Annotated in this window: 22 protein-coding genes; 12 read left to right on the top strand and 10 right to left on the bottom strand. The window is 57.3% G+C overall.

Features of this window, described 5'->3' with window-relative positions; genetic code table 11:
* Positions 1 to 3: 3 nt before the first annotated feature.
* The 5 genes from ACR0LH_RS15050 to ACR0LH_RS15030 all read left to right on the top strand — a co-directional run bounded on the left by ACR0LH_RS15050 (position 4) and on the right by ACR0LH_RS15030 (position 5,955).
* Positions 4 to 1,092 carry an ABC transporter ATP-binding protein gene (locus tag ACR0LH_RS15050; RefSeq protein WP_480721580.1) on the top strand — a complete coding sequence of 363 codons (1,089 nt, stop codon included), beginning with the start codon at positions 4 to 6 and terminating at the stop codon, positions 1,090 to 1,092.
* Positions 1,093 to 1,409: 317 nt separating this feature from the next.
* A complete protein-coding gene (locus ACR0LH_RS15045; protein WP_170389218.1) occupies positions 1,410 to 2,534 on the top strand; it encodes an extracellular solute-binding protein in 1,125 nt (374 codons plus the stop codon).
* Positions 2,535 to 2,652: 118 nt separating this feature from the next.
* Positions 2,653 to 3,765 carry an ABC transporter ATP-binding protein gene (locus ACR0LH_RS15040; RefSeq protein WP_170415983.1) on the top strand — a complete coding sequence of 371 codons (1,113 nt, stop codon included), beginning with the start codon at positions 2,653 to 2,655 and terminating at the stop codon, positions 3,763 to 3,765.
* 13 nt (positions 3,766 to 3,778) lie between these two features.
* Positions 3,779 to 4,699, top strand: coding sequence for an ABC transporter permease (locus ACR0LH_RS15035; protein ID WP_170389216.1), 921 nt, complete (start codon positions 3,779 to 3,781; stop codon positions 4,697 to 4,699).
* The gene (locus ACR0LH_RS15030) at positions 4,696 to 5,955 is read left to right on the top strand and encodes an ABC transporter permease subunit (RefSeq protein ID WP_170415981.1); all 1,260 of its coding nucleotides are present in this window, start codon (positions 4,696 to 4,698) and stop codon (positions 5,953 to 5,955) included. The genes ACR0LH_RS15035 and ACR0LH_RS15030 overlap by 4 nt, the downstream gene beginning before the upstream one ends.
* A 38-nt stretch (positions 5,956 to 5,993) precedes the next feature.
* Here the strand turns inward: ACR0LH_RS15030 and ACR0LH_RS15025 are convergent, their stop codons facing one another.
* From ACR0LH_RS15025 to ACR0LH_RS14980, 10 genes are all read right to left on the bottom strand, one after another.
* On the bottom strand, positions 5,994 to 7,913 hold the full coding sequence (locus tag ACR0LH_RS15025) for a beta-galactosidase (protein ID WP_480721578.1): 1,920 nt from the start codon (positions 7,911 to 7,913) through the stop codon (positions 5,994 to 5,996).
* Positions 7,910 to 8,770, bottom strand: a complete 861-nt coding sequence (locus tag ACR0LH_RS15020) for an SMP-30/gluconolactonase/LRE family protein (protein ID WP_170415978.1) — start codon at positions 8,768 to 8,770, stop codon at positions 7,910 to 7,912. The genes ACR0LH_RS15025 and ACR0LH_RS15020 overlap by 4 nt, the downstream gene beginning before the upstream one ends.
* On the bottom strand, positions 8,767 to 9,372 hold the full coding sequence (locus tag ACR0LH_RS15015) for a 2-dehydro-3-deoxy-6-phosphogalactonate aldolase (protein ID WP_170415975.1): 606 nt from the start codon (positions 9,370 to 9,372) through the stop codon (positions 8,767 to 8,769). The genes ACR0LH_RS15020 and ACR0LH_RS15015 overlap by 4 nt, the downstream gene beginning before the upstream one ends.
* Positions 9,369 to 10,262, bottom strand: a complete 894-nt coding sequence (locus ACR0LH_RS15010; protein ID WP_480721577.1) for a 2-dehydro-3-deoxygalactonokinase — start codon at positions 10,260 to 10,262, stop codon at positions 9,369 to 9,371. The genes ACR0LH_RS15015 and ACR0LH_RS15010 overlap by 4 nt, the downstream gene beginning before the upstream one ends.
* A gap of 4 nt (positions 10,263 to 10,266) precedes the next feature.
* Positions 10,267 to 11,034 carry an SDR family oxidoreductase gene (locus ACR0LH_RS15005; RefSeq protein ID WP_170415972.1) on the bottom strand — a complete coding sequence of 256 codons (768 nt, stop codon included), beginning with the start codon at positions 11,032 to 11,034 and terminating at the stop codon, positions 10,267 to 10,269.
* Positions 11,034 to 12,743: an IlvD/Edd family dehydratase gene (locus ACR0LH_RS15000; RefSeq protein WP_480721575.1), complete on the bottom strand. Its 1,710-nt coding sequence runs from the start codon at positions 12,741 to 12,743 to the stop codon at positions 11,034 to 11,036. The genes ACR0LH_RS15005 and ACR0LH_RS15000 overlap by 1 nt, the downstream gene beginning before the upstream one ends.
* 13 nt (positions 12,744 to 12,756) lie before the next feature.
* Positions 12,757 to 14,097 carry an alpha-glucosidase/alpha-galactosidase gene (gene melA, locus ACR0LH_RS14995; protein WP_170415968.1) on the bottom strand — a complete coding sequence of 447 codons (1,341 nt, stop codon included), beginning with the start codon at positions 14,095 to 14,097 and terminating at the stop codon, positions 12,757 to 12,759.
* A 22-nt stretch (positions 14,098 to 14,119) separates the two neighbouring features.
* Entirely contained in the window at positions 14,120 to 14,968 is an 849-nt protein-coding gene (locus ACR0LH_RS14990) for a carbohydrate ABC transporter permease (RefSeq protein ID WP_170389207.1), read from the bottom strand.
* 1 nt (position 14,969) lies between these two features.
* On the bottom strand, positions 14,970 to 15,893 hold the full coding sequence (locus tag ACR0LH_RS14985) for a carbohydrate ABC transporter permease (RefSeq protein WP_480721574.1): 924 nt from the start codon (positions 15,891 to 15,893) through the stop codon (positions 14,970 to 14,972).
* A 94-nt stretch (positions 15,894 to 15,987) separates the two neighbouring features.
* On the bottom strand, positions 15,988 to 17,247 hold the full coding sequence (locus ACR0LH_RS14980; protein ID WP_170485895.1) for an ABC transporter substrate-binding protein: 1,260 nt from the start codon (positions 17,245 to 17,247) through the stop codon (positions 15,988 to 15,990).
* 138 nt (positions 17,248 to 17,385) lie between these two features.
* On the opposite strand from ACR0LH_RS14980, the gene ACR0LH_RS14975 reads away from it, so the two are divergent.
* The 7 genes from ACR0LH_RS14975 (at position 17,386) to ACR0LH_RS14945 (ending at position 25,978) form a co-directional block, all read left to right on the top strand.
* Positions 17,386 to 18,192, top strand: a complete 807-nt coding sequence (locus ACR0LH_RS14975) for an IclR family transcriptional regulator (RefSeq protein ID WP_170415964.1) — start codon at positions 17,386 to 17,388, stop codon at positions 18,190 to 18,192.
* On the top strand, positions 18,189 to 19,247 hold the full coding sequence (locus ACR0LH_RS14970; protein WP_170415962.1) for a sn-glycerol-3-phosphate ABC transporter ATP-binding protein UgpC: 1,059 nt from the start codon (positions 18,189 to 18,191) through the stop codon (positions 19,245 to 19,247). Before ACR0LH_RS14975 ends, ACR0LH_RS14970 begins: the two co-directional genes overlap by 4 nt.
* A gap of 157 nt (positions 19,248 to 19,404) precedes the next feature.
* The gene (locus ACR0LH_RS14965; protein WP_170485894.1) at positions 19,405 to 20,364 is read left to right on the top strand and encodes a dihydrodipicolinate synthase family protein; all 960 of its coding nucleotides are present in this window, start codon (positions 19,405 to 19,407) and stop codon (positions 20,362 to 20,364) included.
* A complete protein-coding gene (locus ACR0LH_RS14960) occupies positions 20,355 to 21,287 on the top strand; it encodes a 4-hydroxyproline epimerase (protein WP_170415958.1) in 933 nt (310 codons plus the stop codon). Before ACR0LH_RS14965 ends, ACR0LH_RS14960 begins: the two co-directional genes overlap by 10 nt.
* Complete coding sequence (locus ACR0LH_RS14955; protein WP_170415957.1) at positions 21,284 to 22,522, top strand: FAD-dependent oxidoreductase; 1,239 nt, start codon at positions 21,284 to 21,286, stop codon at positions 22,520 to 22,522. The genes ACR0LH_RS14960 and ACR0LH_RS14955 overlap by 4 nt, the downstream gene beginning before the upstream one ends.
* A 9-nt stretch (positions 22,523 to 22,531) precedes the next feature.
* On the top strand, positions 22,532 to 23,557 hold the full coding sequence (locus ACR0LH_RS14950) for a trans-3-hydroxy-L-proline dehydratase (protein WP_480721572.1): 1,026 nt from the start codon (positions 22,532 to 22,534) through the stop codon (positions 23,555 to 23,557).
* Positions 23,558 to 23,764: 207 nt separating this feature from the next.
* Complete coding sequence (locus tag ACR0LH_RS14945) at positions 23,765 to 25,978, top strand: NADP-dependent isocitrate dehydrogenase (protein WP_170563298.1); 2,214 nt, start codon at positions 23,765 to 23,767, stop codon at positions 25,976 to 25,978.
* Positions 25,979 to 25,988: the final 10 nt, after the last annotated feature.

Genomic DNA, 25,988 nt, shown 5'->3' with positions numbered 1-25,988 from the left:
GTCATGTCGGAACTCAATCTCACGGATGTCGCAAAGACCTACGGCAGTATTGATGTCTTGAAGGATATCAACCTCGACATCGAGCGCGGCGAGCTGATTGTTTTCGTAGGGCCGTCCGGCTGTGGCAAGTCCACCTTGTTGCGCATGATTGCGGGGCTGGAAAAAATCTCGGGCGGAACGCTGGAGATCGAGGGTCAGGTCATGAATGACGTGCCCCCGGCGCAGCGCGGTATTGCGATGGTGTTTCAGAGTTACGCGCTTTATCCCCACATGACCGTGCGCGAGAATATGACGTTTGCCCTTAAGATTGCCAAACTACCTGCCGACGAGGTCAACGCCGCCGTTGAGCGGGCTGCCCGTATTCTTCAGCTTGAGCCGTTTCTGGACCGTTTGCCCAAGGCGCTGTCGGGTGGGCAGCGTCAGCGGGTCGCCATCGGGCGGGCCATCGTGCGCGACCCTAAGGTCTATCTGTTCGACGAACCGCTATCTAATCTTGATGCGGCGTTGCGCGTGGCCACGCGGATTGAAATCGCGCGTCTGAAAGAGGCGATGCCCGACAGCACGATGATCTACGTGACCCATGATCAGGTTGAGGCAATGACTTTGGCCAGCCGGATTGTGGTTCTGGCCAACAAGGGGATTGCTCAGGTCGGTACTCCGCTAGAGCTGTATGAGACGCCGGACAACGAATTTGTCGCGCAGTTCATTGGCTCGCCGTCGATGAACCTGCTGCCCGGTGTCATCGTACAAACGGGTGCGACGACCGTTGTCGAGTTGGAAGCCGGTGGAACGATCACCAGCAGTATCGCGACCGAAGCAGAGGATCAGGGCAAACAGGTGAATGTCGGTATCCGGCCCGAAGATTTTGTTCCGAGCGACGCGGATGCCGCCTTTCAGGGGGTCGTGGACTTCACTGAAGCCTTGGGAGAGGTCACTTTGCTGTATTTCGAGAACCTCAAAGGGGCCGATTCCGTGATTGCCAAGTTGCAAGGTATTCAGCGCAACATGCGGGGGAAAACCGTTGCCCTTTCAGCCAGCCCGGACAAGGTGCATCTGTTCCACAATGGCACATCCATGCGCAAAAAGCCCTGATATCCCCGTCGATTACAGAATCGCACCTGTGGTCGGAGCGTGGTTCATACCCTTTCACGCAGCCCACAGAAGCGCCGCTGCCAAAATAAGCAGCAAACACAAGTTGCGTCCCTTGTTTGGGGCGCATTACGCTTTTTGAGGCAATCAGCATCAGCCCCTTTGTTTCATTGCACTACACTGCATATAAGCAGCTTCTCGTTTCCAAACTGGACTTATGAAAACTGGCAACTGTCACTTTTGGACTGACAGCCGGATCGCAAAGGTCTAGCCTGTATCCACAAAAACAAAAAAACGGATTTGCAACGGGAGTTATGACGATGACTAAACACCAAAACCTGTCCCGCCGGACGGTACTAAAAGGTGCGGGCGCGGCGGCGCTGGCGGCACCCCTTTACAGCAAAAGCGCGCTGGCCTCATCGGGTGAGATCAACATTCTGATGTGGTCTGACTACTTGCCGCCCAGTTTCCTGGAGGAGTTTGAAACTCTGACCGGGATCAAGGTGAACTACACCGGTATCGGGTCGAACGAAGAAATCATCAACAAGATGAAGGCCACCAAGGGTCAGGGCTTTGACATTGTCTCGCCCACCAACAACCGGTCCCTGCAGTGGGAGCCGCTGGAACTGTTGCAGCCCTTTGACATGAACAAGGTGCCGATTGATCTGGTGAACCCGGCGATGGCGGCGATCGGCACGGACGCCTGGAACTTTGCAGACAGCGGCGTTCACTGGCTGCCGCATATCTGGGGCACCGAAGGGATTGCTTACCGTACGGACCTGTGGCTGCCTGAAGGGGACGCGCCCTCATATGGCGATGTCTGGTCCGAAGAAAACGCCGGTAAGACCATGGGCCGCGCACACTCCATGATGCTGGGTGCGGGTCTGTATATGGAACGCGCGGGCGAGATGGAGCCGGGTTCTGTATGGGCGGCCTATGGTGACGAAGACACCATGCGTAAAGTCTGGGGTCAGATCACCGACTGGTGTGTCGAGCGCAAGAACCGGATCAAGCTGATCTGGAACGACGCGGATACCCAGAAAAACGGTCTGCTGAACGAAGGCGTCGTGGTCGGTCAAACTTGGGATGGTCCGCCGCTGGCACTGAAATCGGCAGGTGAGCCGGTGCACTATCAAGCTCCGGTCGAAGGTGCGATGGCTTGGGTTGATGGTATGGCAATGCCGACCGGCGCGGCCAATATCGATCAGGTTTACGCCTTTATCGACTTTGCTTACCAGGCGAAACCGGCTGGTGTCGCGATTGATAGCCATGGCTACAACTCGCCTGTTCTGGGTGCCGATCAGTATTCCGGCGATACCTACAAGAAGAACTTCGCCGAAGCGTATCCGGGCGACTCTCTGGCCAACCTGAACCCGTGGCCTGCCGAAGCACCATGGTACGCGGAAACCCGGACCGAGTTCGTCAACAAGTTCAAAAGCGCCTAATCGCGTTGAACTCAAGCCCTCCGCCACTGGGCGGGGGGTAGTCAAACCGCGCACTGATCAGGTGTGACGGATGCTTTTTCGGTGCGTTTTGCAAACGCACCAGACGGGGATACCTAAAATGAGTGCAGGGGTCGGTGTAGATCTTGAGAACCTGTGGATCCGTTTCGGTGACTTTGTCGCTGTGCGGGACGCCAATGTGAATATCAACGGGGGCGATTTCTTTTCGTTCCTCGGGCCGTCGGGATGTGGCAAGACAACAATCCTGCGCGCTGTGTCGGGTTTTCTGGACCCAAGTGAGGGCAGGGTCCTGATCGGTGGCAACGATATGCGTGGTATCGGTCCCAACAAACGCCCGACCGCCCTGATATTTCAAAACCTCGCGTTGTTCCCTCTTATGAAAGTTTGGGAGAACATCACCTTTTCGATGGAGATCAAAGGCTCCAGCGCGACGCAGCGCCGCAAGCGTGCGGACGAGTTGCTGGACATGATCGCTCTGCCCGGTCAGGGCGACAAGCTGCCAAGCGAACTGTCCGGTGGGCAACGTCAACGCGTTGCGATTGCACGGGCGCTGTGTGCCGAACCCGACGTGTTGTTGCTGGATGAGCCGCTTTCGGCACTGGACCTCAAATTGCGCCAGCACATGCGGACTGAATTGCGAGAGATTCAGCAGCGTGTTGGCATCACATTCATCTATATCACCCACGATCAGGGTGAGGCTCTGACCATGTCGGACAATATTGCCGTCATGCGGGCCGGAGTGATTGACCAGATCGCTGACGGCAAGACGATTTACAACGATCCCAACACGGCTTTTGCTGCGTCATTTGTTGGTGAAAACAATGTGTTCCGGGGCAAGATCAAACAGATCATGGGGACGGAAGCACTGATTGCAACGAACCGTTCCGGCGATCTGGTTGCGCGGATATCCAGCGCCAATCAGGGCAAGGTGAAAGAAGGCGATGAGGCGATGATGTTCATCCGCCCCGAGGCGTTCGCCATCGCACCCGAAGGCGCATCTGGCAACCATTTCGTGACGGCGCGGGTCAACCACGAAGAGTTTGAGGGCAACGTGTTCAACATCTTCACCGAAGGTGAAGGCGGCAAAGAGATCAAAGTGTCGATCCCGAACCACGGACAGTCCTTCCAAGACCACACCGGACAGAACATCACGCTGGAATACGAGACCCAAAACGCGGTTCTGGTCCCGGCGGGTGAACTGGCTGCGGAATAAGAGGGTCGGAAACATGCCCAAATTCCTCAAGGAGTTTTTCAATCGCAACGGCACCGGGATGGGGCTGGCGATATTGGGGCTGGTCCTGTTCTGGACCATCGGCCTGATTATCCTGCCGCAACTCTCGATGTTGGACTTTTCGTTCCGTCCGAACCTGCCGCCGCCGGAAATTGGCGGACCAAAGGACGTTTATACGCTCGAGAACTACAAATACCTGATTTACGGCCCGGAAGGGGGATCTCAGGACTACAATTCGGTCGACCTGAGAGTGTTCTTCAGAACGTTGCTCGCGGCTGTCTGCGTGACTATTTTCAACCTGATCATCTGCTATCCGATCGCCTACTATCTGGGGCAGTCCAAGGGTAGTCATATTCGCATTTTCGCGATCATGCTGATCATCCCTTACTGGATCAACGAAATCCTGCGTGCGTTCGCGTTACGGATCATCTTTGGCGAGACCGGAGTTCTGAACACCCTGTTCATGGGTCTGGGGATCTGGGACACGCCCTTTGACTTTATCCGCAACGACATCGCCCTCTATGCGGGTCTTGGATATGCCTACATCCTGCTGATGATTTTCCCGATCTACAACGTGATCGAAAGCCTCGATCACAACCAGATCGAGGCTGCGCGCGATCTGGGCGCGCCTTGGTGGAGGATTCACTGGCGCGTGGTTATTCCCTACGCCAAGCCGGGCATCAGTTCGGGCTGTACAATGGTCTTCATGCTATCCGCTGGTGCCCTTGCCGCGCCGCAGATTCTGGGCGGCCCGTCCAGCCTGTGGTTTACGCAACTGATCTATCAGCAGTTCAACGACAACAATGACTGGCCGCAAGGTGCCGCCTACGCGATCGTGCTGCTTGTGACCTGTATCTTGTTCGTTCTGGCCATAATGCGCCTGTTCAAGGTGAACATGGGGGATATTGGGAAATGAACCTCTCTTTCCTTCGTGTAAGCATCTGGGTCTACCTGGCCCTTTTCTTCCTGTACCTGCTTGGTCCGCTTGTGATCATGTCGGTTACGGCCTTCAATTCATCCGCCTTCCCGCGGATGACTCCGTGGGAGTGTCTGACCTTTCAGTGGTTCGGCGATCTGTTTCAGGATCAGCGTATTCTGAACGGGATCAAGAACTCGTTGATCATCGGTGCGGGAACGGTCGTTCTATCGGTTGCGATGGGGCTGGCGGGCGCGCTGATGCTGACCCAGATATGGCCCAAGCTGCGTGCGACGTATTACACGATCATCATTGCCCCAATCCTGATCCCGGGCGTGGTTCTGGGTATCTCGACGCTGGTATTCTGGGACCGGATCAATCGGATGCTGGGGCTGGGCGCAGATAGCGTATTGTCAAACGGGGTTTTCCTGACTGTGATCGGTCAGTCCACTTTTATCGCAAGCTATTGCATGCTGGTTCTGGTGGCGCGGCTACAGCGATACGACATCGCGCTGACCGAGGCAGCTTTGGACCTTGGTGCAACGCACGCGCAGGCATTTCGCAAGATCTTGCTTCCGTTCATGCGGCCCGCGATCGCGTCGGCGGCTGTGCTTGCGTTCCTTGCATCGTTTGAGAACTACAACACGACCACCTTTACCTTTGGCGAATATCCGACACTGACGATCGAGCTGGCGCAGAAAGTGCGCTATGGCATCACGCCGTCGATCTCGGCACTGGCCTTCATTATCGTGGCGCTGACCGTGTTCTTTGCCCTGCTGAACGAGGCCAAGTTGAAGCGTCAGGAACTGGTTGCAGCCGCGCGCAAGAATGCCACGGTCGAGGAACTGGCAGGGAAGATCAAACTGCCCAGCTTCTTTGCCGGCAATATGGCCGCCGTGCTTCTGGTCGTGTTTGCCGTTGCCACGATTACCGTGGTCGGCACTGCGACCGCGTACAACCCGGCCCAGTGCATCGCCAATGTCAAAGAGGAAAAACGTCTAGAAGCCGAACAGCGTATCCAAGAGCTGCGTAAGCAGCGCGAGGAACAGCGCAAAAAGCGTGAGGCTGAGGAGGCTGAACAAGGCGACGCGGGGCAATCGGCGCCGAAGCCTTCAAACAACAGCGGCTTTGGCAACGTGTTTGCGCCGAACACATTGGGCAACGAGGAAGAAGAAAGTCAGGACACCGAAACGCAGCCGTCAAATAACGGTGGGTTCGGTGGCGTATTCGACCCAAACAGCCTTAAATCTGAATAACTGGAGAGCCTGATAAAGGCCGACTGCGCCCGGAGAGATTACCCCTCTTCGGGCGCATTTTTTGTCAATATGGCAACGTCGCACGCGTTGATCTTTGTTCCGTTCCATTCCACGGGGGTCGCGTTGTAGTTGATCAGGAACGTATGGCCCTTGGTGTCTCGCCGACGAAGGCCGTCGGGCATCGGGTGCAACGCCAATCCCACTTGTTGCGAGGCCATATTGATCACGCGATCCCAAAGCGCCTCATCCGGGAAGCCCGCCAGATACCAAAACCCGTTTTCGCCTTTCAGGGCAGAGGTGCCATCCTCAAAGGTCAGCAGATCGGACGCTGTCCCGGACAAACGGTCAACCCAGTGCTGGGCTGCGCCGCCACCGTCGACGTTGCGCTTTATTGACGGGGGCAGCGTCTCAACCAGATCGACATCACAGTCCAAACCCGACAGGCCTGGGCGTCCTGTTTTCGGAATTTGGAAATCCGGCGTGATCGCCCCTGTGCGCGGGCCGAGGACAGCCAGATCACATCCTTTGTTCAGGCTGGTCTCGAGGTCGGTGTCCACACTCGCCAGACCCGGCGCAAGGATCACTTTGTAAGCGTTCTCGGGGATATTGTCCGAGGATAGAAAATCGACTGAAAGCCCAGCACGCCGCAGCGCGCGGTAGGCCGAGAACACGAGGCGGAAATAATCGAAACCAGCGCCTTGTGGTTGTGTCGCCCAAGCCCAGTCCGACGCATAGTCGAAGACGATCGCAACATCAGCCTTACTCTGTTGGACGTCACCCAGTTGGGACAACACATCACAGGTTTGCCGCGCCTCAGACAAGGCCGGAGCCGGGCGGTTGTTCGGTGTCAACAACCCTGCGTGCATCTGCTCTTGTGCGAACGGAGCCTGCCGCCACCGGAAATAACTGACCACTTCGGCACCATGTGCCACGGCTTCCAGCGACCACAGCCGCACCATACCCGGCAGGGGTGCCGGATTGTACGGAGCCCAATTCACCGGACCGGGTTGCTGTTCCATGACCCACCAGCGACCATGTCCAACCGTGCGGTAAAGGTCGTGATGAAACGCCTGCATGTCGGGGTCACCCTGTTGCAGAAAGGCAGCCTTATGTGCTTCGTCAGCCTCAAGCCGGTCGGAAAGAAACCCAATCGGGTAGCTGTCCCATGTCGCGATATCCAGATCGGCCCCGACTTTGAAATGGTCAAAGTCCAGAATCCGCCCCATGTAATTATGTAAGAGGGGCGCGTTTGTCAGTGGGCGCAGCTCATCAACCTGCGCCTTGTTGAACTCTACCACCTGATCAGAGCTGAACCGACGAAAGGCCAGAACATGTGCCGGGTTTGGTTCTGTCACGGTCAGATTTGGCAGGTCGATCTGGTCAAACCCATCATATTCCATCGACCAAAAGACATTGCCCCAAGCAGAGTTCAACGCATCAATGGTGCCGTATTGGTCCTCAAGCCAGTTCTGAAATGCGACCAAGGCAGGGTCGCTGTAGCTGAGTGTCGTATCATGACAGCCATATTCATTATCGATCTGCCACGCGGCGATATGGGGGTTGCCCCCGTAACGCTCGCCCATGATCCGGGCAATGCGTGCGCATTCGGCAATATAGCCTTTGTGGCTGAAACAATAATGACGGCGCGATCCAAATTTTCGCGGTCGCCCCTGCGCGTCTACAGCCAACATGTCGGGGTGCTTTTCCTGCATCCAACGCGGCGGCGTCGCAGTCGGCGTGCCCATCACAACCTTCAGCCCCGCAGACCCGAGTATTTCCACAGCGCGATCCAGCCAGTCAAAGCGCAAATCTCCGGGGGTTGGCTCGATCCGGCTCCAGGCAAACTCACCGATCCGAACCCAACTCAGACCGGTTTCGATCATGCACGCGGCGTCGTCGGCCCACATTTCTTCGGGCCAGTGTTCGGGGTAATAGCAAACTCCAAGTTCTGGCTTCATAGGATAACTCTGGGTTCTGGCTGGCCTTTGCCGACATCGCTAGCTGCAAAAGTCATACCGTTGGAAGGTTGTTCTTTAAGAGCTGTTTCGCCCAGACCCTCACGCGCAGTTGTACAGAACAAGGTTGTAAAGTCAGGTCCGCCAAATGCAGGGCAGGAAACATGCGCGGCCTCAAAAGTCTGCGCTTTCAGAAACCGGCCTTCGGGACTGTATGCTGCGACCCGGTGTGCGCCCCATTGTGCTATCCAGATGTTGCCGTCGACATCAACGACAGCTCCGTCCGGGTTCAACTTGTCTGCGCGTAAGTCCAGAAAAACGGAACTGCGCCCTTCGGGCCAGCCGGTTTCAGGGTCCAGTGACCAGCGCATGACTTGTTGTGTCATCGTGTCCGTGTAGTAGGCGCAGGATCGGTCCGGCGCGAAACAGATTGCGTTCGAGATGGTGATGCCGCTGGTAAGCCTGCGCAATTCCCCGTTCCAAAAGCGATAGATCGAACCCGCGCCCGGTTCGGCGTTCTTGCCCATTGTCCCGATCCAAAACCCGCCCCAAGGATCGGCGCGTCCGTCGTTCGAGCGGGTGACTGGATTTTCGGCTTCCAGTGGAAGGATCAACTCTTTATCGCCGCTGTTCAGATCATATCGCCAAAGCCCGGTTTCTGATGCGATCAGCAGGGTGTCGCGATCCACCCATCCGGCGGCAGATACGTGTTCGGAAAACTGCCAATAGTGCTGTTTCCCCTGCAGCCGTGACATCAGACATTTGTTGACGATATCGAACCAGAAAAGCTGCTGTCGCCCAGGGTGCCACAGCGGACCCTCGCCAAGCTCGCAAGGACGGTCGTCAAAGACATAGCTCATCCAGCTGCCTCATCATAAGCCGAAACGATCCGTGTTGCCCGGTCTGCGACTTCGGTCACGTTCATGCCCGGCTTAAAGAGCGCAGATCCAATGCCGAAACCGTCCGCGCCTGCCTTGATCCACTCTGCAAAATTCTCGGGACCGGCCCCTCCAACCGCAAAGATCAATGTGCCTTTCGGCAGGACCGGCCGCATTGCTGCCAAGCCTTGTGGTCCTGCCATCACGCCGGGAAACAGTTTCAGCCCTGTCGCTCCGGCCTTGAGCGCTGCGAAAGCCTCGGTCGGGGTATAAACACCGGGCCAGCTTTGCATGTTCAAAGAAACCGACCGGTGGATAACTTCGGCATCAAAATTGGGAGAAACGACAAGCTGACCGCCAACATCGGCCACCTGCTGCACCTCTTGCGGTGTCAATACGGTGCCTGCGCCAATCAACGCCTTGTCTCCGCACTGATCGGCCAGGATTCCTATGCTGTCTAAGGGGTTGGGAGAGTTTAGAGGAACCTCTATCCTGTCTATGCCCGCGTCTATAAGCGCGTGTCCGATTGCAGCGGCTTCGGTCGGCTTCAGCCCGCGTAGGATGGCGATAATTGGGCGGCTCATACGGTTTGCCTCGTAAGGTTTCGGGCCCGCATCAGACCCGCCAAAGTGGATTGGGTGCTGTTGACAATCTCAACGAATGCCCCCTGTTTTTCGAGTGCGCTGGCATAAACGTCAGATATTTCCCGAGCTCCGATGATCACGATCTGCTGACCCAGCCAATACGGGCGGGTCGCGGCCAGTTCAGCGCCGATCAGGAAACCTGACAGCCGTGAGCGGGCGACAATCGGGTCGTCTCCGCGCAAGAGGTCAGCCGCCCGCAAGCCAAACAGACGGGCGGCAAGCTGTTCGGGTTTGGACAGCGTGTCGGCGACAGCATCGGAAAAGGCGTTGTCGTCCCATCCTTCCCCGATTGAGTGCTTCAGTACGGATTGTCCGCGTAGCAGCTCAAACATCTCGCCAGTCATGAAGGTGCGAAAACTGACGACTTCGTCCGCACTGATCTGAACCCACTTGGTGTGAGTTCCAGGAAGACAAATGACCCCGTCCCAGTTTTGTCGGCTCGCCAGAAATCCGGCGATCTGCGTTTCTTCGCCGCGCATGACATCGGGCGGAGCGTTCTGTTTCAACCCCGGCACAACAAATGCTCTAATTCGGGGATCAGTGTCGGGCACGCGGATTGGTGCAGCGGGAAGTGGGGCGACAGGAACGGCAGAATAGGGAGCCTCAACCCAGCCTTGTCTTGCCCCGACCATGCCGCACGCGACAACGTCGGTCGGAGAGCTGCCCAGCCAACCTTCGATCAACGCAAGCAGCGCGGATTGAAATTTGTCCATCGACAGTTTCGCCATGCCCTGATCGGAATGTGCCTGATCCAGGATCGTTTCACCCTGCATCGCCCAAACCCGTAGATGAGAGGTTCCCCAGTCTGCCGCGATCCACTCAATATTCATTGCGCTACCCCGTCACCACTACGCCACCATCGACAACCATGCATTGCCCTGTCATCGCGCGGCTGGTTTGGGACGCCAGAAACAAGGTTGGCGCAATCATGTCTTCTGGCGTCAGGTGTTCCTTGAGGCATTGCCGGTCCATATGCGCGGCCAGATCCTCGGGCGTTGCCCACACGTCCAACTGCTTTTGCGTCAACACCCATCCGGGCGCCAGCGCGTTTACCCTGATGTTCTGCGGGCCCAACTCACGCGCCAGAGAACGGGTCATCCCGGTAATTCCAGCGTTTGAGGTCGTGTAAATTGGATAACCGGCGTTGCCCATCATGTAGCTGATTGAGCTGAAATTGATGATCGACCCGCCCTTGTCCTGCATCTGTCGGGCGGCCTCCTGACAGGCAAAGTAATATGCCTTGAGGTTCACCTCGATCATCCAGTCCCAGAATTCGGTCGTGGTTTCTTCTAAGGAGTGGCGTTTGTCGTTGGCGGCGTTATTCACGAGCACGTTGATTGGGCCGTATTCCTCGGCGGCTTGGTTCATCGTCGCGTGCAGCAACTCGGTATCCGTCATGTCGCCCTGCATGAACAAGGGCGCGCGACCGTGTTTGTCGCGCATCTGCTCGACAAACGCGGCGGCGTCAGAGCGGCCGATAAAGGCAACATTGGCACCCTGAGCCATAAACCCATCGGTCAGCGATGCGCCGACTCCCGATCCGCCACCAGTGATGTAGACAGTGGCCCCGTTCAGGTCGTGAAAAGTGGCAGGTTGGTCCATCAATGACTCTCTCTGGTAACTAAGCGGGTGTCCTTGCCGACAAGGAAATCAAGGTCGGCACCCTGATCGGCCTGCAACACGTGATCAATGTAAAGTTTAGCGTATCCGCGAGTGTAATGCGGGTCGTCCGGTTGCCAGGCTGCGCGGCGCGCGTCCAGTTCATTTTGGTCGACCAACAGCTCTAGCTCGCCTTTGCGGGCGGACACGCGAATACGGTCGCCGGTTTTGACCAGCGCCAGCGTGCCACCCGCCTGTGCTTCGGGACTGACATGCAGAATGACGGTGCCAAAAGCCGTGCCAGACATGCGCGCATCCGAGATACGGATCATGTCGCGTACGCCCTCTTTTACCAATTTGGCAGGGATCGGCATGTTGCCTACTTCGGGCATCCCCGGATAGCCCTTGGGACCGCATCCCTTGAGGACCAGAATGGTCTCGGGTGTCACCGGCAGGTCTTCGCGGTCAATATTGGCTTTCAAGTCTTCGATGTTTTCAAAAACATAGGCTTCTGCCTCGGTCTCCAGCAATTCATCCGTAGCGGCCGAGGGTTTCACAATCGCTCCGTTCGGTGCCAGATTACCGCGAAGTACGCGCAGCCCTGCCGCGGGTTTCACAGGATCATCAAAGCCGTGGATCACATCGCGGTTAAAACATTCCGCCCCTTCGTAATGGGCCGAGATGTCCTTGTTCAGCACGGTTTTCGCGGGTCGCAGAAAGGGTTTGAGTTCATTCAGAACGACCGGCACACCACCGGCGTAGCAGAAATCTTCCATCAGGTATTTGCCCGAGGGCATACAGTTCACCAACAAGGGAATTTCTGACCCGATCTCAAAATCTTTCAGCGACAGATCCACTCCGACACGACCGGCAAGTGCTAACAGGTGCACGACCGCATTGGTCGAACCGCCGACTGCCGCATTGGTCAGGATGGCGTTTTCAAACGCTTCTTTGGTCAGGATGTCCGACGGCTTCAGGTTTTCGTCCACCATCTCGACAATCCGTTTGCCGGTCAGATGCGCCAGCGCCATGCGCCGCGCGTCAACTGCGGGCAGGGCGGCGTTGGTAGGCAGGCTCATCCCCATCGCCTCAACCAATGAGGCCATGGTCGAGGCCGTGCCCATCGTCATGCAGACACCCGCGCTGCGCGACATGCCGGATTCAGCGTTCATGAAATCCTGCAACGTCATCTCTCCGGCGCGCACGGCTTCGGAGAATTTCCAGACATCCGTGCCCGACCCGATGTCCTGCCCCCGATACTTGCCGTTCAGCATCGGGCCAGAGCTGACCACGATGGACGGCAGATCGACCGAGGCCGCACCCATCAACTGCCCCGGCGTGGTCTTGTCGCAGCCGCCCAGCAGGACGACACCATCGATGCCATAAGCGCGGATGGATTCCTCGACATCCATCGCCAGCAGGTTGCGGAACAACATGGCCGTGGGCTTCATCTGCGTCTCGCCCAGCGACATGACGGGGAATTCGACGGGAAATCCTCCGGCTTCCCACACGCCGCATTTCACGCCCTCGGCCAGATCGCGCAGGCCCGAGTTGCAGGGGGTCAGTTCCGACCATGTGTTGCAGATGCCGATGATGGGGCGGCCATCAAAAGCGTGATCGGGAAAACCCTGGTTCTTCATCCACGAGCGGTGGATGAATCCGTCCTTGTCCAGCTTTCCGTACCAGTGTTCCGAGCGGCGTTTCTTGGTCATAGGATTTGCCCCTTCAAGCAGCTTTGGCGGGCTGGCACCAGTCAGGCAGCCAATCAGCATGGGCGGTCAGAAGGTCGCTGACCATGTTTCGGATTTGTCGGAGGTCCAGTTCGGCGGCGGTATGCGGGTCCATCATCGCAGCGTGATAGATAAACTCCGGGTTTTGTTCGACCAAAGCCCGAACGGTCAGTTCCTGCACGTTGATCTGAGTGCGCATCAGCGCAACCAGTTGCGGCGGTATATCTGCTACGACAGAAGGCTGAACGCCGTTGCTGTCCACGAGGCAAGGGGTCTCAACTGCTGCGCCAAGCGGCAATTGCGGTATCTGTCCTGTATTGGGCAGGTTGCCGTAGGCCACATAGGGTGTGTCCGTGACAATCGCGTTCATCAGGTCGGCGGCAAATTCGTGGCTGCGCTCTACTGTGATGTTACGGCCATCGGTAAGCGTTTTGGCCTGTTCTTTCCAACTGGCGACCTGTTCCTCGCAACGTGTCGGATACTCGTCCAGCGGAATCCCGAACTGGTCAATCAGGTCCTGTCGTCCCTCTTTGATGAACCAAGGGACATACTCGGCCAGATGCTCTGAGCTTTCGGTGCAGAAATAGCCCAAGTGATCCATCACTTCGTATCGCACCTTGTTCGGGCACCGTGGCATCAGCAAAGGGGGCTTTGGCAACCGCCCACTGGCATAGCCCTGACGAAGCGCCGGGTAGAGGTCGCGCCCTTCGTGCTCCAACCGCAAGAAAAAGGCGACGTGGTTTACGCCTGCAACCTTGTATCGGATGTCATGCTTGGGCAGGTCCAGATCATGCGCCAGTTCCTCGACCGTGTTCTGGACCGAATGGCACAGACCCACGTGTTTCAGAGCTGGAAACCGCTCGGCCAGCGCCCAGGTGTTGATCGCCATCGGGTTGACGTATTGCAGCAATGTCGCATTGGGACAAAGCTGCATCATGTCCTGCGCGACGTCCCAAAGCACGGGTACCGTGCGCAGACCACGCATTATGCCTCCGACGCCCAGCGTGTCGGCGATGGTCTGGCGCAGGCCGTATTGTTTCGGGATTTCAAAATCAGTGACCGTGCAGGGTTTGTAGCCGCCCACCTGAAACGCGGTGATCACGAAATCCGCGCCGTCGAGGGCCGCCCGTCGGTCTGTGTGGGTGGTGACCGTCGCGCCCGTTCCGACCGATCGGATCATGGCCTTTGCAACAGTTTCGCTTTCGGCCAGCCGCTCTGCGTCGATGTCCATCAGCGCAAAGTGGCTGTCCGCCAGGGATGGGGTAAGCAGCGCATCGCCCACGATGTTTCGCATGAAAATCGTGGAGCCTGCTCCAACGAATGCAATCTTGGTCATTTTGCAAACCTTTGGTTTGGCGTTATTTTACGGCACCGAGGGTCAGCCCCGCGATGAAGTGTTTCTGCATGAGAAAGAACATGGCGACCGGAGGCAGAGCGGCCACGATCGAACCAGCACTCATTAACTGGTAGGCGGCCCGAAACTGCGCATTGAAACTGGTGATACCTGCAGTGACCGGCTGGCTTTCGGCCCCTTGGGTCAGGACGACGGCCCAGAAATAGTCGTTCCAGATGAAGGTAAAGATAAGCACGCTCAGCGCCGCAATCGCCGGTTTCATCAGTGGCAGGACGACGTACCAGAAGATACGCCATTCGCTGATACCCTCGACCCGGGCTGCTTCGATCAACTCGAACGGAAGGGCGCGGATAAAGTTGCGCATGAACAGGGTGCAAAAGCCTGTTTGGAACGCGATGTGGAACAGGACGAGGCCGGTTTTGGTGTTGTACAGGCCCAGTTGCAGCGTCAGGTCGCGTACCGGAACCATCAGAATCTGGAACGGTACGAAATTGCCCGCCACGAACATGAAGAAAATCCAAAGATTCGATCTGAACTTGTAAATCCCCAGCGCGAACCCGGTCATGCAGCTAAGGGCAACGGCCCCGATCACGGTTGGGATTGTGATCAGGAACGAGTTCAGCAGATACCGCGGCATGTCCGAGTTGAAGAAGACCTGCCCATAGTTGAACGCGCCCTCGAAACTGGAGGGCATGCCCCAGTAGTTCGCATTGGTAAAGTCCGCAGCCGGTTTGACCGAAAACAGGGCGACGGCCAGCAACGGCCCCAGCCACAGCAGAAGGGCAAGCGGCAACATGGCCTGATACGAAATCTGTGCCGCGCGAGATTGTTTTTCGATAGGTTTGGGAAACATCTCAGTGCCCTCTCTCTTCGCGGTACATCGACCACAGGAAATAGGCGATGAAGCAGAGCATGATCAGGAACAGGATCACCGCGATGGCCGCGCCGTACCCCATGCGGAAACCGTATTCGGACAGCGCGACCTCAAACATGTAATAGGCCAGCACACGGGACGAACCGAACGGCCCCCCCTGTGTCATGATTGAGATCAGGTCAAACGACCGCAATGCGCCGATGATTGTAACGACAAAGGCGATGAAGGTGGCCGGGCGCAGTTGCGGCAGGATGATGTGCCACAGCATCCGTCCACCTTTGGCTCCGTCCAGACGTCCGGCCTCGATCTGTTCGGGGTCCACCGCGTTCAGGCCAGTCAGATAGAGGATCATGCAATACGCCGTTTGCGGCCAGAGGCCCGCGACGATGATGCCATAGGTGACGAACCGTTCATCCCCCAGAACATTCAACGGTCCGAGGCCAAAGAAGCCCAGAAATTCGTTCAGAAGCCCGAATGTCGGGTCATAGAACCATGTGAAAACCAGCCCGACGACGACCTGCGAAATCACGAAGGGAAAGAAAAACAAGGATTTGTAAAGCCGGATGCCCCAAACCGTCTGGTTCAGGAATAGCGCGATGAACAGGCCCGCCGGGATGGCCGCCAGATAAAGGAGCAGCCAGATCAGGTTGTTCTTGAGCGATACGAAAAAGGCATCCCGGTCGACCCATTCCCAATACAGGTCTTCGTAGTTGCGAAAGCCGACATATTCGGCCGCGCCAAGCCCGTCCCATTCGTAAAGTGACAAGTTGAAGGACTGAAAGACCGGGATGATCACGTAAACCATTAAGAACAACAGGCCGGGGGCCAGAAACAGCCAAGGCGCGATGCGTTGTTGGTTTCGGTGGAACCAGCTTTCTTGTTCCGGGGTGTCGACAGCGGACATAGGGTATCTCGGGTCTGGTGGGGCGAGGGCGGGCTGATGCTCGCCCTACAATTGAGGGTGACGTAGGCCGGGCTTCAGCCCGGCCCATGCCGGATCAGTTGTCGTAGATACGCTGACGCGCGCGCTCGAGCTTGGCGAGGATCTGGTCGGCGTTGTCAGGTTTTACCATGAATTCTTGGAAACCTTCCATCGACACCTTGGCCATTTCAGCCGGTGCGTCACGGTCCCAGAACTGGGCCACACCGCCGGGGCTGTTTGACGAAAGCATCTCGAAGCCTTGGTTCAGGAATTTGTCGTTGTCGACCGAAGACTTGGCATTGACCGGGAGCTGTCCAAGGTTCGAGCCGTTGTTGATTTCGGTCTGTTCGTCAGCCGAAACAACGAACCGCAGGAATTCCCGCGCGGCTTCTTTGTTGGACGCGTTTGCTGGGATGTGGAACGTATCGGTCGGTGCGTCTTCTGCCAGTTCAACATCGGGGTTGATGGCAACGAACTGGTAGAAGTCGAGTTGATCGTCGCTGAGACCGGCCTCACGCAGCGGTGCGACAGCGAAGTTGCCCATCAGATAGGCGGCAGCTTCACCATTCACCATAAAGGGCAGGGCTTCCTGCCAGCTATAGGTCTGGTGGTTGTCGATGAAAGCGCCCATATCGATCAGCTGTTTCCAGTTCGCGAAAGTCTGTTTGACGCGATCGTCTTCCCAACTGACTTCGCCATTGGCCAGTTGCTGGTGGAAGTCGAAGCCGTTGGTACGCATGTTCAGATAGTCGAACCAGCCACCCGCGGTCCAAAGGAACTTTGTCCCGATCGTATAGCAGGCACGGCCTGAATCGACGATTTTCTGGCAGTTTGCCAGTTCTTCTTCCCAGGTGGTCGGCTCGGACAGGCCCAGCTCATCAAAGATGTCTTTGCGGTAGTAAACGCCCCACTGGTAGTAGGTATAGGGCACGCCCCACTGCTTACCGTCGATGGTCATCGCGCCTTTGGTCGATGCGAGGTTGTCGGCGATCTCGGGCTCGGCCCACAGATCGGACACGTCCTCGAACAGGCCGGCCTCGACATATGGCTTCATTCGGTTGGCTGCATACCAGGTTGCGACGTCCGGCGTGTCCGCGGTTAGAAAGTTGCGGATCTGCGTCTTGTATGCCTCGCGGTCTATGACGGTTGTTTCGATAGCAAGGTCCGGGTGCTGCGCCTGAAACCGCTCGATCATCGCTTCCATCGTCGCGCGTGGCGCCGGGTTCGACGTATCGAGGAAAATTCGCAGTTCACCAGTCAGCTCGGCGGCTGCCGGAACAGCAAGTGCAACGCTCATGGCCAGCGCGGCCGTAGTGCGCTTGTAGATGGAATGCATGGTTTCCTCCCTTAGCTTCCATTCAGTTCCAAATATTGAAACCAAGTTTTATATATTGAAAACTACACATCGAATCGGTTACGCTTGTCAAGACCCTCGTGCCAATGGACGTGGGTAAACGGAGGAGACTGCGCGCCCGTGGCTGGTGACGGAACTATAGGAAAAGCATGTGATGTGCTGGATCAGGTGGCTGCCTTTCAGCGCCCGGTTCGATTCGGAGAGCTGTTGGACACCAGCACTTTCCCCAAGGCAACGCTGTATCGGTTTCTGCAATCCCTGACCAATCAGGGCATGCTGTCATACGATCCCGACCGGCAGACCTATGCGCCGGGGCTGCGATTGGTCAGGCTGGCGCATGCGGCATGGACCCAGAGCTCACTTGCCCCGATTGCGCGGCCCTTTATGGAAGCCCTCAGCCGCGAAACGGGAGAGACCGTGCATCTGGCGCAGATGGATTCGGGGCAGGTGTTGTATGTCGACAAACGGAACGCGACACAGCCGATAGAGATGTTCTCGCAGGCCGGAAAGGTGGGCCCGGCCTATTGTACGGGCGTCGGCAAGGCGATGATGGCCTATCTGGACGATGCGGCGCTGGACAAAGCCTTGTCACAACAAAGTTTTCATCGGTTTACAGAAAAGACCCTTGCATCAGAGGAAGCTCTGAGAGCCGATCTGGAGATGATCCGAGATCGCGGGTACGCGGTCGATGACGAGGAACACGAGCCCGGCATCATCTGCGTTGCCTGCCCCATTCTGACGGCAGGAGGGCGGATGCTGGGGGCAATTTCGGTGACAGGGACCACCGAGCGAATGGATTTTAACCAGTTGGAGACTTGGGTTCCCCGTGTTCGCCGTGTGGCGGATCAGATTGGGGCCGAAGCACAGGCGTGGCGGTTCCCTGAAACCCGCCCGGACGCAGACAATGACAGGATGCAAGCGACATGACGGGTGTGACTCTGAACCAAGCGATTAAGCGCTACGGCGAAACGCAGGTTATTCACGGTATTGATCTACAGATTGAAGACGGCGAGTTTTGCGTGTTCGTCGGGCCTTCGGGTTGCGGCAAGTCCACGTTGCTGCGGATGATCGCGGGGCTGGAGGAGACTTCGGAGGGGCAGATTCACATCGGCGCTCGGGACGTGACCCATGTGGACCCCGCCAAACGTGGTGTTGCGATGGTTTTTCAGACATACGCCCTGTATCCGCATATGTCGGTGGCTGAAAATATGGGTTTCGGCCTTCGGATGAACGGCGTCGCTAAATCTGAAATCGACCAGAAGGTGCAGGAAGCGTCCAGTATCCTGAAGCTGGATCAGTACCTGAAGCGCAAGCCAAAGGCGCTGTCAGGCGGTCAGCGTCAGCGGGTCGCAATCGGTCGCGCGATTGTGCGAGGGCCAGAGGTGTTTCTGTTCGATGAGCCTCTTTCAAACCTGGATGCCGAACTGCGGGTCGAGATGCGCGTTGAAATCGCCCGTCTGCACAATGAAATTGGCGCGACTATGATCTACGTAACCCATGATCAGGTCGAAGCAATGACAATGGCCGACAAGATTGTGGTGCTGCGCGACGGAAGGATCGAACAGGTCGGCGCTCCGATGGATCTGTACCGCGACCCGGACAATCGTTTTGTTGCCGGTTTCATTGGATCTCCGGCGATGAATTTTCTGGAATGCGATGTCGTGGACGGCAGGGTTTCACATCCCGCGCTGAGTGAACCTTTGGCGCTGAGTGTGACTGTGCCCGCCGAAATGACCAATGTGACTCTGGGCATCCGTCCCGAGCATATCGAGGTTGATCGCACGGGTGAGACCTGCACCGTTGATCTGACGGAGGCTTTGGGTGGAGTCAGTTACTCGTATCTGCTGACACCGAATGGCGACAAATTGATCGTCGAAGAACGCGAAGACCAGCGCAGCAAGCAAGGTGAGCAGATCGGCATTGTCGTTCGCCCCGAGCGCGCCATGCTGTTTGATTCAGGCACTGGTCAACGGCTTCGTTGATCGCAAATTCCAGCTTGGAGCAAGCGCGCCGGTCCATCGATCCGGCGCGTTTTTCTTGATCTGCATTTCTTCTGGATTTTGTATCCAATATCCGATAAGGCGAAACCAAAGGGCCAGATTTCTGCGCCCGAACTCAATTTTTTGGAAGGAAACGCCGATGTCGACCAATGTTTTCACGGGTACCATGCCTGCGTTGATGACCCCCTGTAAGGCCGACCGCACCCCTGATTTTGATGCGCTGGTCCGTAAAGGGCAGCAGATGATCGAAGCAGGAATGTCGGCTGTCGTCTATTGCGGATCAATGGGGGACTGGCCCTTGTTGACAGATGAGCAGCGCATGGAAGGTGTTGAGCGTTTGATTGCAGCGGGGCTGCCCGTGGTTGTTGGAACCGGCGCTATAAATACGAAGTCGGCTGTCGCTCTTGCCGCCCATGCTCAGAAAGTCGGTGCCGTCGGTCTTATGGTCATTCCGCGCGTTCTGTCACGCGGCAGTTCCCCGACCGCTCAGAAGAACCATTTCAAGGCTATCTTGACGGCGGCCCCGGATGTGCCCGCGATTATTTACAACAGCCCTTATTATGGCTTCGCGACGCGGGCGGACTTGTTTTTTGCCCTGCGCGCAGAACATCCCAACCTGATCGGTTTCAAAGAGTTTGGTGGAAAAGATGACCTGCGCTACGCGGCTGAAAACATCACCAGCCAAGACGATCAGGTCACCTTGATGGTCGGTGTCGATACCGAGGTCTACCACGGGTTCGTAAACTGCGGCGCAACCGGTTCGATCACTGGTATTGGAACAGCCTTGCCGCGCGAGGCTTTGTTGTTGGCGGCGTTGTCCAAAAAAGCGGCTCAGGGCAATGCAGAGGCCCGTCAGCGTGGGCAAGAATTGACCGAGGCTATTCATGTTCTCTCAAGCTTTGACGAAGGCCCGGACCTGGTGCTTTATTACAAGCACTTGCTGGTGTTGAACGGTGAAGAAGAATACCGTCTGCACTTCAATGAAACGGACGAGTTGACCGATGCGCAGCGGAATTATTGTGAGCAACAATATGCCCTGTTCGGGTCTTGGTTTGCCGATTGGTCGAAACAGGGCGGGGTGATCGCTGAATGCATGTGATCGACAGCCACACCGGAGGGGAACCAACGCGGGTTATCCTGAGCGGTGCGCCCGATCTGGGGTCCGGCTCTTTGGTAGAGCGCGCTCGTCGGCTGGCGAGCGAACACGAGGAGTTCTATCGGTCGGTTATGCTTGAACCGCGCGGTCAGCCCGCGATGGTCGGGGCTTTGCTGGTCGAGCCGGTGGACCCGACATGTGTTGCCGCCGTGATATTTTTCGATGTGGATGCCGTTCTGGGCATGTGTGGGCATGGCACGATCGGGCTGACAGTGACCCTGGCCCATATGGGGCGGATAGGGATAGGGTCGCACCGGATTGAGACTCCGGCCGGGGTCGTCACCGCCCAGCTTCATGATGCCAACACGGTGACCGTGACAAATATCGAAAGCCGGCGGGTCCATCACAACATTTCAGTTCACGTGCCCAACTATGGGGAAGTAACCGGCGATGTTGCCTACGGGGGAAACTGGTTTTTCATCGTCGATCCCAGCCCGATTCCGGTCCAAACTGGCAATATCGGGCAGCTGACCGATCTGAGTATCGCGATCCGGCAAGCGTCGATCGCGCAGGGGGTCGGTGGCGAAAAGGGCGAGCCAATAGATCACGTGATCTTTCAGGACGCTTCGCCAGACGAGACTATTTACAGCCGGAACTTTGTTCTGTGCCCTGACAACAACTACGACCGTTCCCCCTGCGGCACCGGCAGTTCAGCGCGGTTGGCTTGTTTGGCTGCTGATGGTCTACTGTCTCCGGGAGAGGAAATCACTCAGCAGAGTGTGATTGGAAGCACTTACCAGCTGTCATACCAGCCCGGTTCGGATGGCGGCGTTATCCCTTCGATAACCGGACAGGCTTTCGTTATGGCCGAGTCCAACTTGATCTTTGCTGAAACTGATCCGTTTCGGTTGGGAATTGCGCCATGACTGAACAGGTCGTCGTCATCGGAGCCGGTGTAATCGGCATCACCACTGCGCTTGAATTGCAGCGCCGGGGACATAACGTTCTGGTTCTGGACAGGGATGGAGTCGCTGCTCAAACCTCGGCAGGAAATGCCGGTGCCTTTGCATTTCCCGAAGTCGAGCCGCTGGCGACGCCCGGTATTATGCGAAAAGCGCCAAGGTGGTTGTTGGACCCTTTGGGGCCGTTGTCAGTTCCTCCGGCTTACGCATTGAAAATTGCCCCTTGGATGTTCCGCTTTTGGCGGGCAAGTCAGCCCGGTCGATATGCCGAGTTGCTTAGCGCTCAGGTCAACTTGATGCAGCTGTCCAGCGCGGCATTGGATCGTTTGATACCATCCGTCGATGGCGAAGCGCTGATGCAGCGTGACGGGCAGATGCAGCTCTACGAATCCCAAGATGAATACCGCGCCAGCCTGCCCGCGTGGGAATTGCGCCGTGAATATGGAATCGAGTTCGAGCTGTTGGAAAGCCGGGCCGAGATTGCAGAAAGGCAGCCGGGTCTCAGCCCGCGTTTCACGCATGCCGGATTTACTCCAAACTGGCTGAATGTCGTCGATCCGAAGAAATGGGTCGAGCATCTGGCGCAGGCGTTCCGAGATCGCCAGGGAAGGATCGAGCGGCGCGATATTCGCGCGCTGACCCCGTTGGAAACCGGCGTGCGCATCACGGTGGAGGAGGGTGCCATAGACGCTGCCAAGGTTGTGGTGGCGGCCGGTGCGTGGTCACATCACCTTGCGCAGACGCTAGACGATCACATCCCTCTTGAGACAGAGCGGGGATATAACACGACTCTGCCAGAAGGCGCATTTGACTTGCGGATGCATCTCACGTTTTCTCGCCACGGGTTCGTGGCCAGCCGAATTAACGGCGGTGTACGCGTAGGCGGCGCGGTCGAGTTGGCAGGTTTGAAGCTGCCTCCAAACTTCAAGCGCGCGGACACGTTGCTTAAAAAGGCCGAGGACTTCCTGCCGGGCCTGAAAACCGAAGGCGGCACCCAATGGATGGGTTTTCGACCGTCATTGCCTGACAGTATTCCCGTGATCGGAGTATCGCCCAATTCAGCCGACGTCATCTACGCGTTCGGTCACGGGCACCTTGGGCTGACGCAGTCGGCGGGGACTGCAGAGATTGTCGGTGCGGTTCTGGATGGTCAAAACGCTCCGGTCTCGCTGGCCCCGTATTCGCCAGCGCGGTTTTAAGGAGGGGTAATGCGGAGTGTGAAGACGGTCCACGTCATTTCAGCCCATGCCGAAGGCGAAGTTGGCGACGTAATTGTCGGGGGTGTTCAACCGCCGCCGGGCGACACCTTGTGGGACCAGAGGTCTTTCATCGCGCAAGATCAGACACTGCGGAATTTCGTTCTCAACGAACCGCGCGGTGGAGTCTTTCGTCATGTAAACCTGCTTGTCCCGCCGAAACACCCGGTCGCTGACGCCGCTTTTATCATTATGGAGCCTGAAGACACGCCGCCTATGTCCGGGTCGAATTCGATCTGCGTGGCTACGGTGCTGTTGGATAGTGAGATTATCCCGATGCAGGAACCCGTCACGCATCTGACGTTGGAGGCTCCTGGCGGATTGGTCCATGTGCGTGCCGAGTGTCGGAACGGTAAAGCCGAGCGAATTTTTGTAAGGAACCTTCCCAGCTATGCCGACAAGATCGCAGTACCTCTTGAAGTGCCGGGCATCGGTACTCTGACGGTGGACACCGCATTTGGCGGAGACAGTTTCGTTGTGGTTGATGCGGCTGCTATTGGGTTTGACATTACCGAAGACGCAGCACGCGAAATCGCGCGATTGGGCGTGGCAATAACGAATGCAGCCAACGAACAGATTGGATTCAACCACCCCACAAACAGCGAGTGGAACCACATCTCATTTTGCGCATTTTGCGGCCCGCTTGACACTACGGAAACCGGATTGCGCGGTAAATCCGCAGTGGCCATTCAGCCGGGCAAGGTCGATCGGTCTCCGACCGGAACCGCAGTATCGGCGCGTATGGCGCTGATGGCTGCCAAAGGGGAAATGGTCGTAGGTCAGACATTCGAGGCGATCTCGATCATCGGGTCGCGGTTTTCGGGAAAGATCGTCGAGGCCACCACGATTGGCGACCGCGCGGCGATCGTGCCCGAGATCAGCGGTCGTGGCTGGATTACCGGAACCCATCAGCACATGCTGGACCCTGACGACCCGTGGCCCGGTGGCTATAGGCTGAGCGATACCTGGGGCGCTTAATCTGGGTGCGCCGGGCGGTTTTCCGCAAAACGTGTCAAAATGCGCATCCAGATGCGATTGATCCCAAGCCAAACGTGTTTTAAGGGAAGCCCTGTCAAATCAGAGTCACCGTTGGGGCGGTAGGATAGACGCGCCCCACCCACGCCACGCAAACGTGGCAAACTCTTGGATCGCACGCCCCGAAAGGCTTAAAAAAGGTAAAAGAATATGGCAGATAAATCGAACTTCGACATATTGTATACCATTGTAGACGAAGCGCCCGAACTGGCCAGCGCCTCGTTCCTGCCCATCATTCGCAAGTTCGCCTCGGCCGCGGGCGTCAGTGTTGGCACCAAGGATATTTCATTGGCTGGGCGCATTATCGCGACTTTTCCGGAAAACCTGACCGAGCAACAGCGCATTACCGATGATCTGGCCGCTTTGGGTGAATTGGTGAAGACGCCAGAAGCCAACGTGATCAAACTGCCGAACATCTCGGCGTCGGTACCGCAGTTGGTTGCGGCCGTCGAAGAACTGCAGGCGCAGGGCTACGATATCCCGAACTACCCCGAGGAACCTTCGTCCGACGAAGAAAAAGCGATCCGCGCGCGTTTTGATGCCATCAAAGGCTCGGCCGTGAACCCGGTTCTGCGCGAGGGCAACAGCGACCGCCGCGCCGCGCGTGCTGTGAAGAACTATGCTCAGAAGAATCCGCATTCGATGGGTGAGTGGGCTTCGGACAGCAAGACCAAAGTCTCGTCCATGTCGGGCAATGACTTCTACGCCAATGAGAAATCGGCGACCATCACCGCAGCTCAGGCAGGTGACGCCAAGATCGAATTCGTCGGTAAAGACGGCAGCACCACCGTTCTGAAAGACGGCTGGCCGCTGGCCGAGGGCACCGTGGCCGATGCGACATTCATGTCGGTCAAGGCGCTGTCTTCCTTCCTGGCGGACGCCATTGAAGACACCAAGAACGACGGCACCATGTTCTCGCTGCACATGAAAGCCACGATGATGAAGGTCTCGGACCCGATCATCTTTGGCTATGCGGTCAAGGCGTGGCTGGCTCCGGTCTTTGACAAATTCGGTGCTGAACTGGATGCGCTGGGTGTGAACCCGAACTCGGGTCTGGGTGACCTGCTGGATCGGGTCAAGGACAATGCCGATATCGTGGCCGCCATCGACGCGATCAAGGGCGACCGTCCGTCCATGTATATGGTCGACAGCGATAAAGGCATCACCAACCTGCACGTGCCGTCGGATGTGATCATCGACGCCTCGATGCCTGCGGTGATCCGCGCAGGCGGTAAGGGCTGGGATGAGACAGGCGCCAAGGGCGACACCAACTGCGTGATCCCCGACCGCTGCTATGCGCCCGTCTATGATGAAGCGATCAACTTCTTCAAAGCCAATGGCGCGTTGAACCCGGCCACCGCTGGCGCGGTCGCCAACGTGGGCCTGATGGCGCAGAAGGCTGAAGAATACGGTTCTCACCCGACCACATTTGAAGCGCCTGCCGATGGCACCATCCGCATCGTTCTGGCCAATGGTGAGACGTTGCATGAGCATGCAGTCGAAAAGGGCGATATCTGGCGTTCTTGCACTGTCAAGAAAGCCCCGATCGAGAACTGGATTCAGCTGGCTATAGACCGTCAGCGCCTGACCGGGTCCGAGGCGATCTTCTGGCTGGACGCAAACCGTGCCCATGATGCCGAGCTGATCAAATACGTCAAACCGGCGCTTGAGGCTGCTGGTGTGGCCGACAAGTTCCTGATCATGGCCCCGCGCGAAGCGACGCGCCAGTCGTTGGAGACGATCACGGCGGGCAACGACTCGATCGCGATCACCGGCAACGTGCTGCGTGACTATCTGACCGACCTGTTCCCGATCCTCGAACTGGGCACCTCGGCCAAGATGCTGTCCATCGTCAAGCTGATGAATGGCGGCGGTCTGTTTGAAACAGGTGCTGGTGGGTCTGCCCCGAAACACGTGCAGCAGTTGGTCGAGGAAAACCACCTGCGCTGGGACTCGATGGGTGAGTTCTGTGCTTTGGGTGAATCCCTGAATTTCCTGGCCGACAGCAAAGGCAATGCCAAGGCGGGTGTTCTGGGTGCAGCCGCCGAAGCCGCAACACAGGGTATTCTGGACCACAACCGCTCACCCAGCCGCAAAGTGGGTCAGCCGGACAACCGTGACAGTCACTACTGGTTCGCCCGCTATTGGGCCGAAGCGCTGGCCGCGCAATCCGGCGACGCGGCGCTGGCGGCTGAATTTGCGCCTCTGGCCAAAGAGCTTGCGGATAAGGAAGAACAGATCCTGTCCGAACTGGCGTCGGCTCAGGGTGTGGCTGCCGATCTTGGCGGCTACTACCACACTGATCCCGCCAAGGCCGCAGCGGTCATGCGTCCCAGCGCGACATTGAATGCGCTTATTGGTTGATCAACAGCGT

The sequence above is a fragment of the Ruegeria sp. CL6 genome, assembly GCF_056536465.1.
The sequence above is the reverse complement of the archived record's forward strand: the minus strand, read 5'-3'. Positions and strand labels throughout refer to the sequence as shown.

Bases quoted from the DNA above. Each gene is read 5' to 3' on its own strand.
- ACR0LH_RS14955 (WP_170415957.1), top strand. From the start codon at position 21,284: ATGACTGAACAGGTCGTCGTCATCGGAGCCGGTGTAATCGGCATCACC.
- ACR0LH_RS15005 (WP_170415972.1), bottom strand. From the start codon at position 11,034: ATGGACCAACCTGCCACTTTTCACGACCTGAACGGGGCCACTGTCTAC.
- ACR0LH_RS15020 (WP_170415978.1), bottom strand. From the start codon at position 8,770: ATGAGCTATGTCTTTGACGACCGTCCTTGCGAGCTTGGCGAGGGTCCG.
- ACR0LH_RS14980 (WP_170485895.1), bottom strand. From the start codon at position 17,247: ATGCATTCCATCTACAAGCGCACTACGGCCGCGCTGGCCATGAGCGTT.
- ACR0LH_RS14985 (WP_480721574.1), bottom strand. From the start codon at position 15,893: ATGTCCGCTGTCGACACCCCGGAACAAGAAAGCTGGTTCCACCGAAAC.
- melA (WP_170415968.1), bottom strand. From the start codon at position 14,097: ATGACCAAGATTGCATTCGTTGGAGCAGGCTCCACGATTTTCATGCGA.
- ACR0LH_RS15015 (WP_170415975.1), bottom strand. From the start codon at position 9,372: ATGAGCCGCCCAATTATCGCCATCCTACGCGGGCTGAAGCCGACCGAA.
- ACR0LH_RS15030 (WP_170415981.1), top strand. From the start codon at position 4,696: ATGAACCTCTCTTTCCTTCGTGTAAGCATCTGGGTCTACCTGGCCCTT.
- ACR0LH_RS15025 (WP_480721578.1), bottom strand. From the start codon at position 7,913: ATGAAGCCAGAACTTGGAGTTTGCTATTACCCCGAACACTGGCCCGAA.
- ACR0LH_RS14965 (WP_170485894.1), top strand. From the start codon at position 19,405: ATGTCGACCAATGTTTTCACGGGTACCATGCCTGCGTTGATGACCCCC.
- ACR0LH_RS14950 (WP_480721572.1), top strand. From the start codon at position 22,532: ATGCGGAGTGTGAAGACGGTCCACGTCATTTCAGCCCATGCCGAAGGC.
- ACR0LH_RS14990 (WP_170389207.1), bottom strand. From the start codon at position 14,968: ATGTTTCCCAAACCTATCGAAAAACAATCTCGCGCGGCACAGATTTCG.
- ACR0LH_RS15045 (WP_170389218.1), top strand. From the start codon at position 1,410: ATGACTAAACACCAAAACCTGTCCCGCCGGACGGTACTAAAAGGTGCG.
- ACR0LH_RS15050 (WP_480721580.1), top strand. From the start codon at position 4: ATGTCGGAACTCAATCTCACGGATGTCGCAAAGACCTACGGCAGTATT.
- ACR0LH_RS15000 (WP_480721575.1), bottom strand. From the start codon at position 12,743: ATGACCAAGAAACGCCGCTCGGAACACTGGTACGGAAAGCTGGACAAG.
- ACR0LH_RS15040 (WP_170415983.1), top strand. From the start codon at position 2,653: ATGAGTGCAGGGGTCGGTGTAGATCTTGAGAACCTGTGGATCCGTTTC.
- ACR0LH_RS14945 (WP_170563298.1), top strand. From the start codon at position 23,765: ATGGCAGATAAATCGAACTTCGACATATTGTATACCATTGTAGACGAA.
- ACR0LH_RS14970 (WP_170415962.1), top strand. From the start codon at position 18,189: ATGACGGGTGTGACTCTGAACCAAGCGATTAAGCGCTACGGCGAAACG.
- ACR0LH_RS15035 (WP_170389216.1), top strand. From the start codon at position 3,779: ATGCCCAAATTCCTCAAGGAGTTTTTCAATCGCAACGGCACCGGGATG.
- ACR0LH_RS14960 (WP_170415958.1), top strand. From the start codon at position 20,355: ATGCATGTGATCGACAGCCACACCGGAGGGGAACCAACGCGGGTTATC.
- ACR0LH_RS15010 (WP_480721577.1), bottom strand. From the start codon at position 10,262: ATGAATATTGAGTGGATCGCGGCAGACTGGGGAACCTCTCATCTACGG.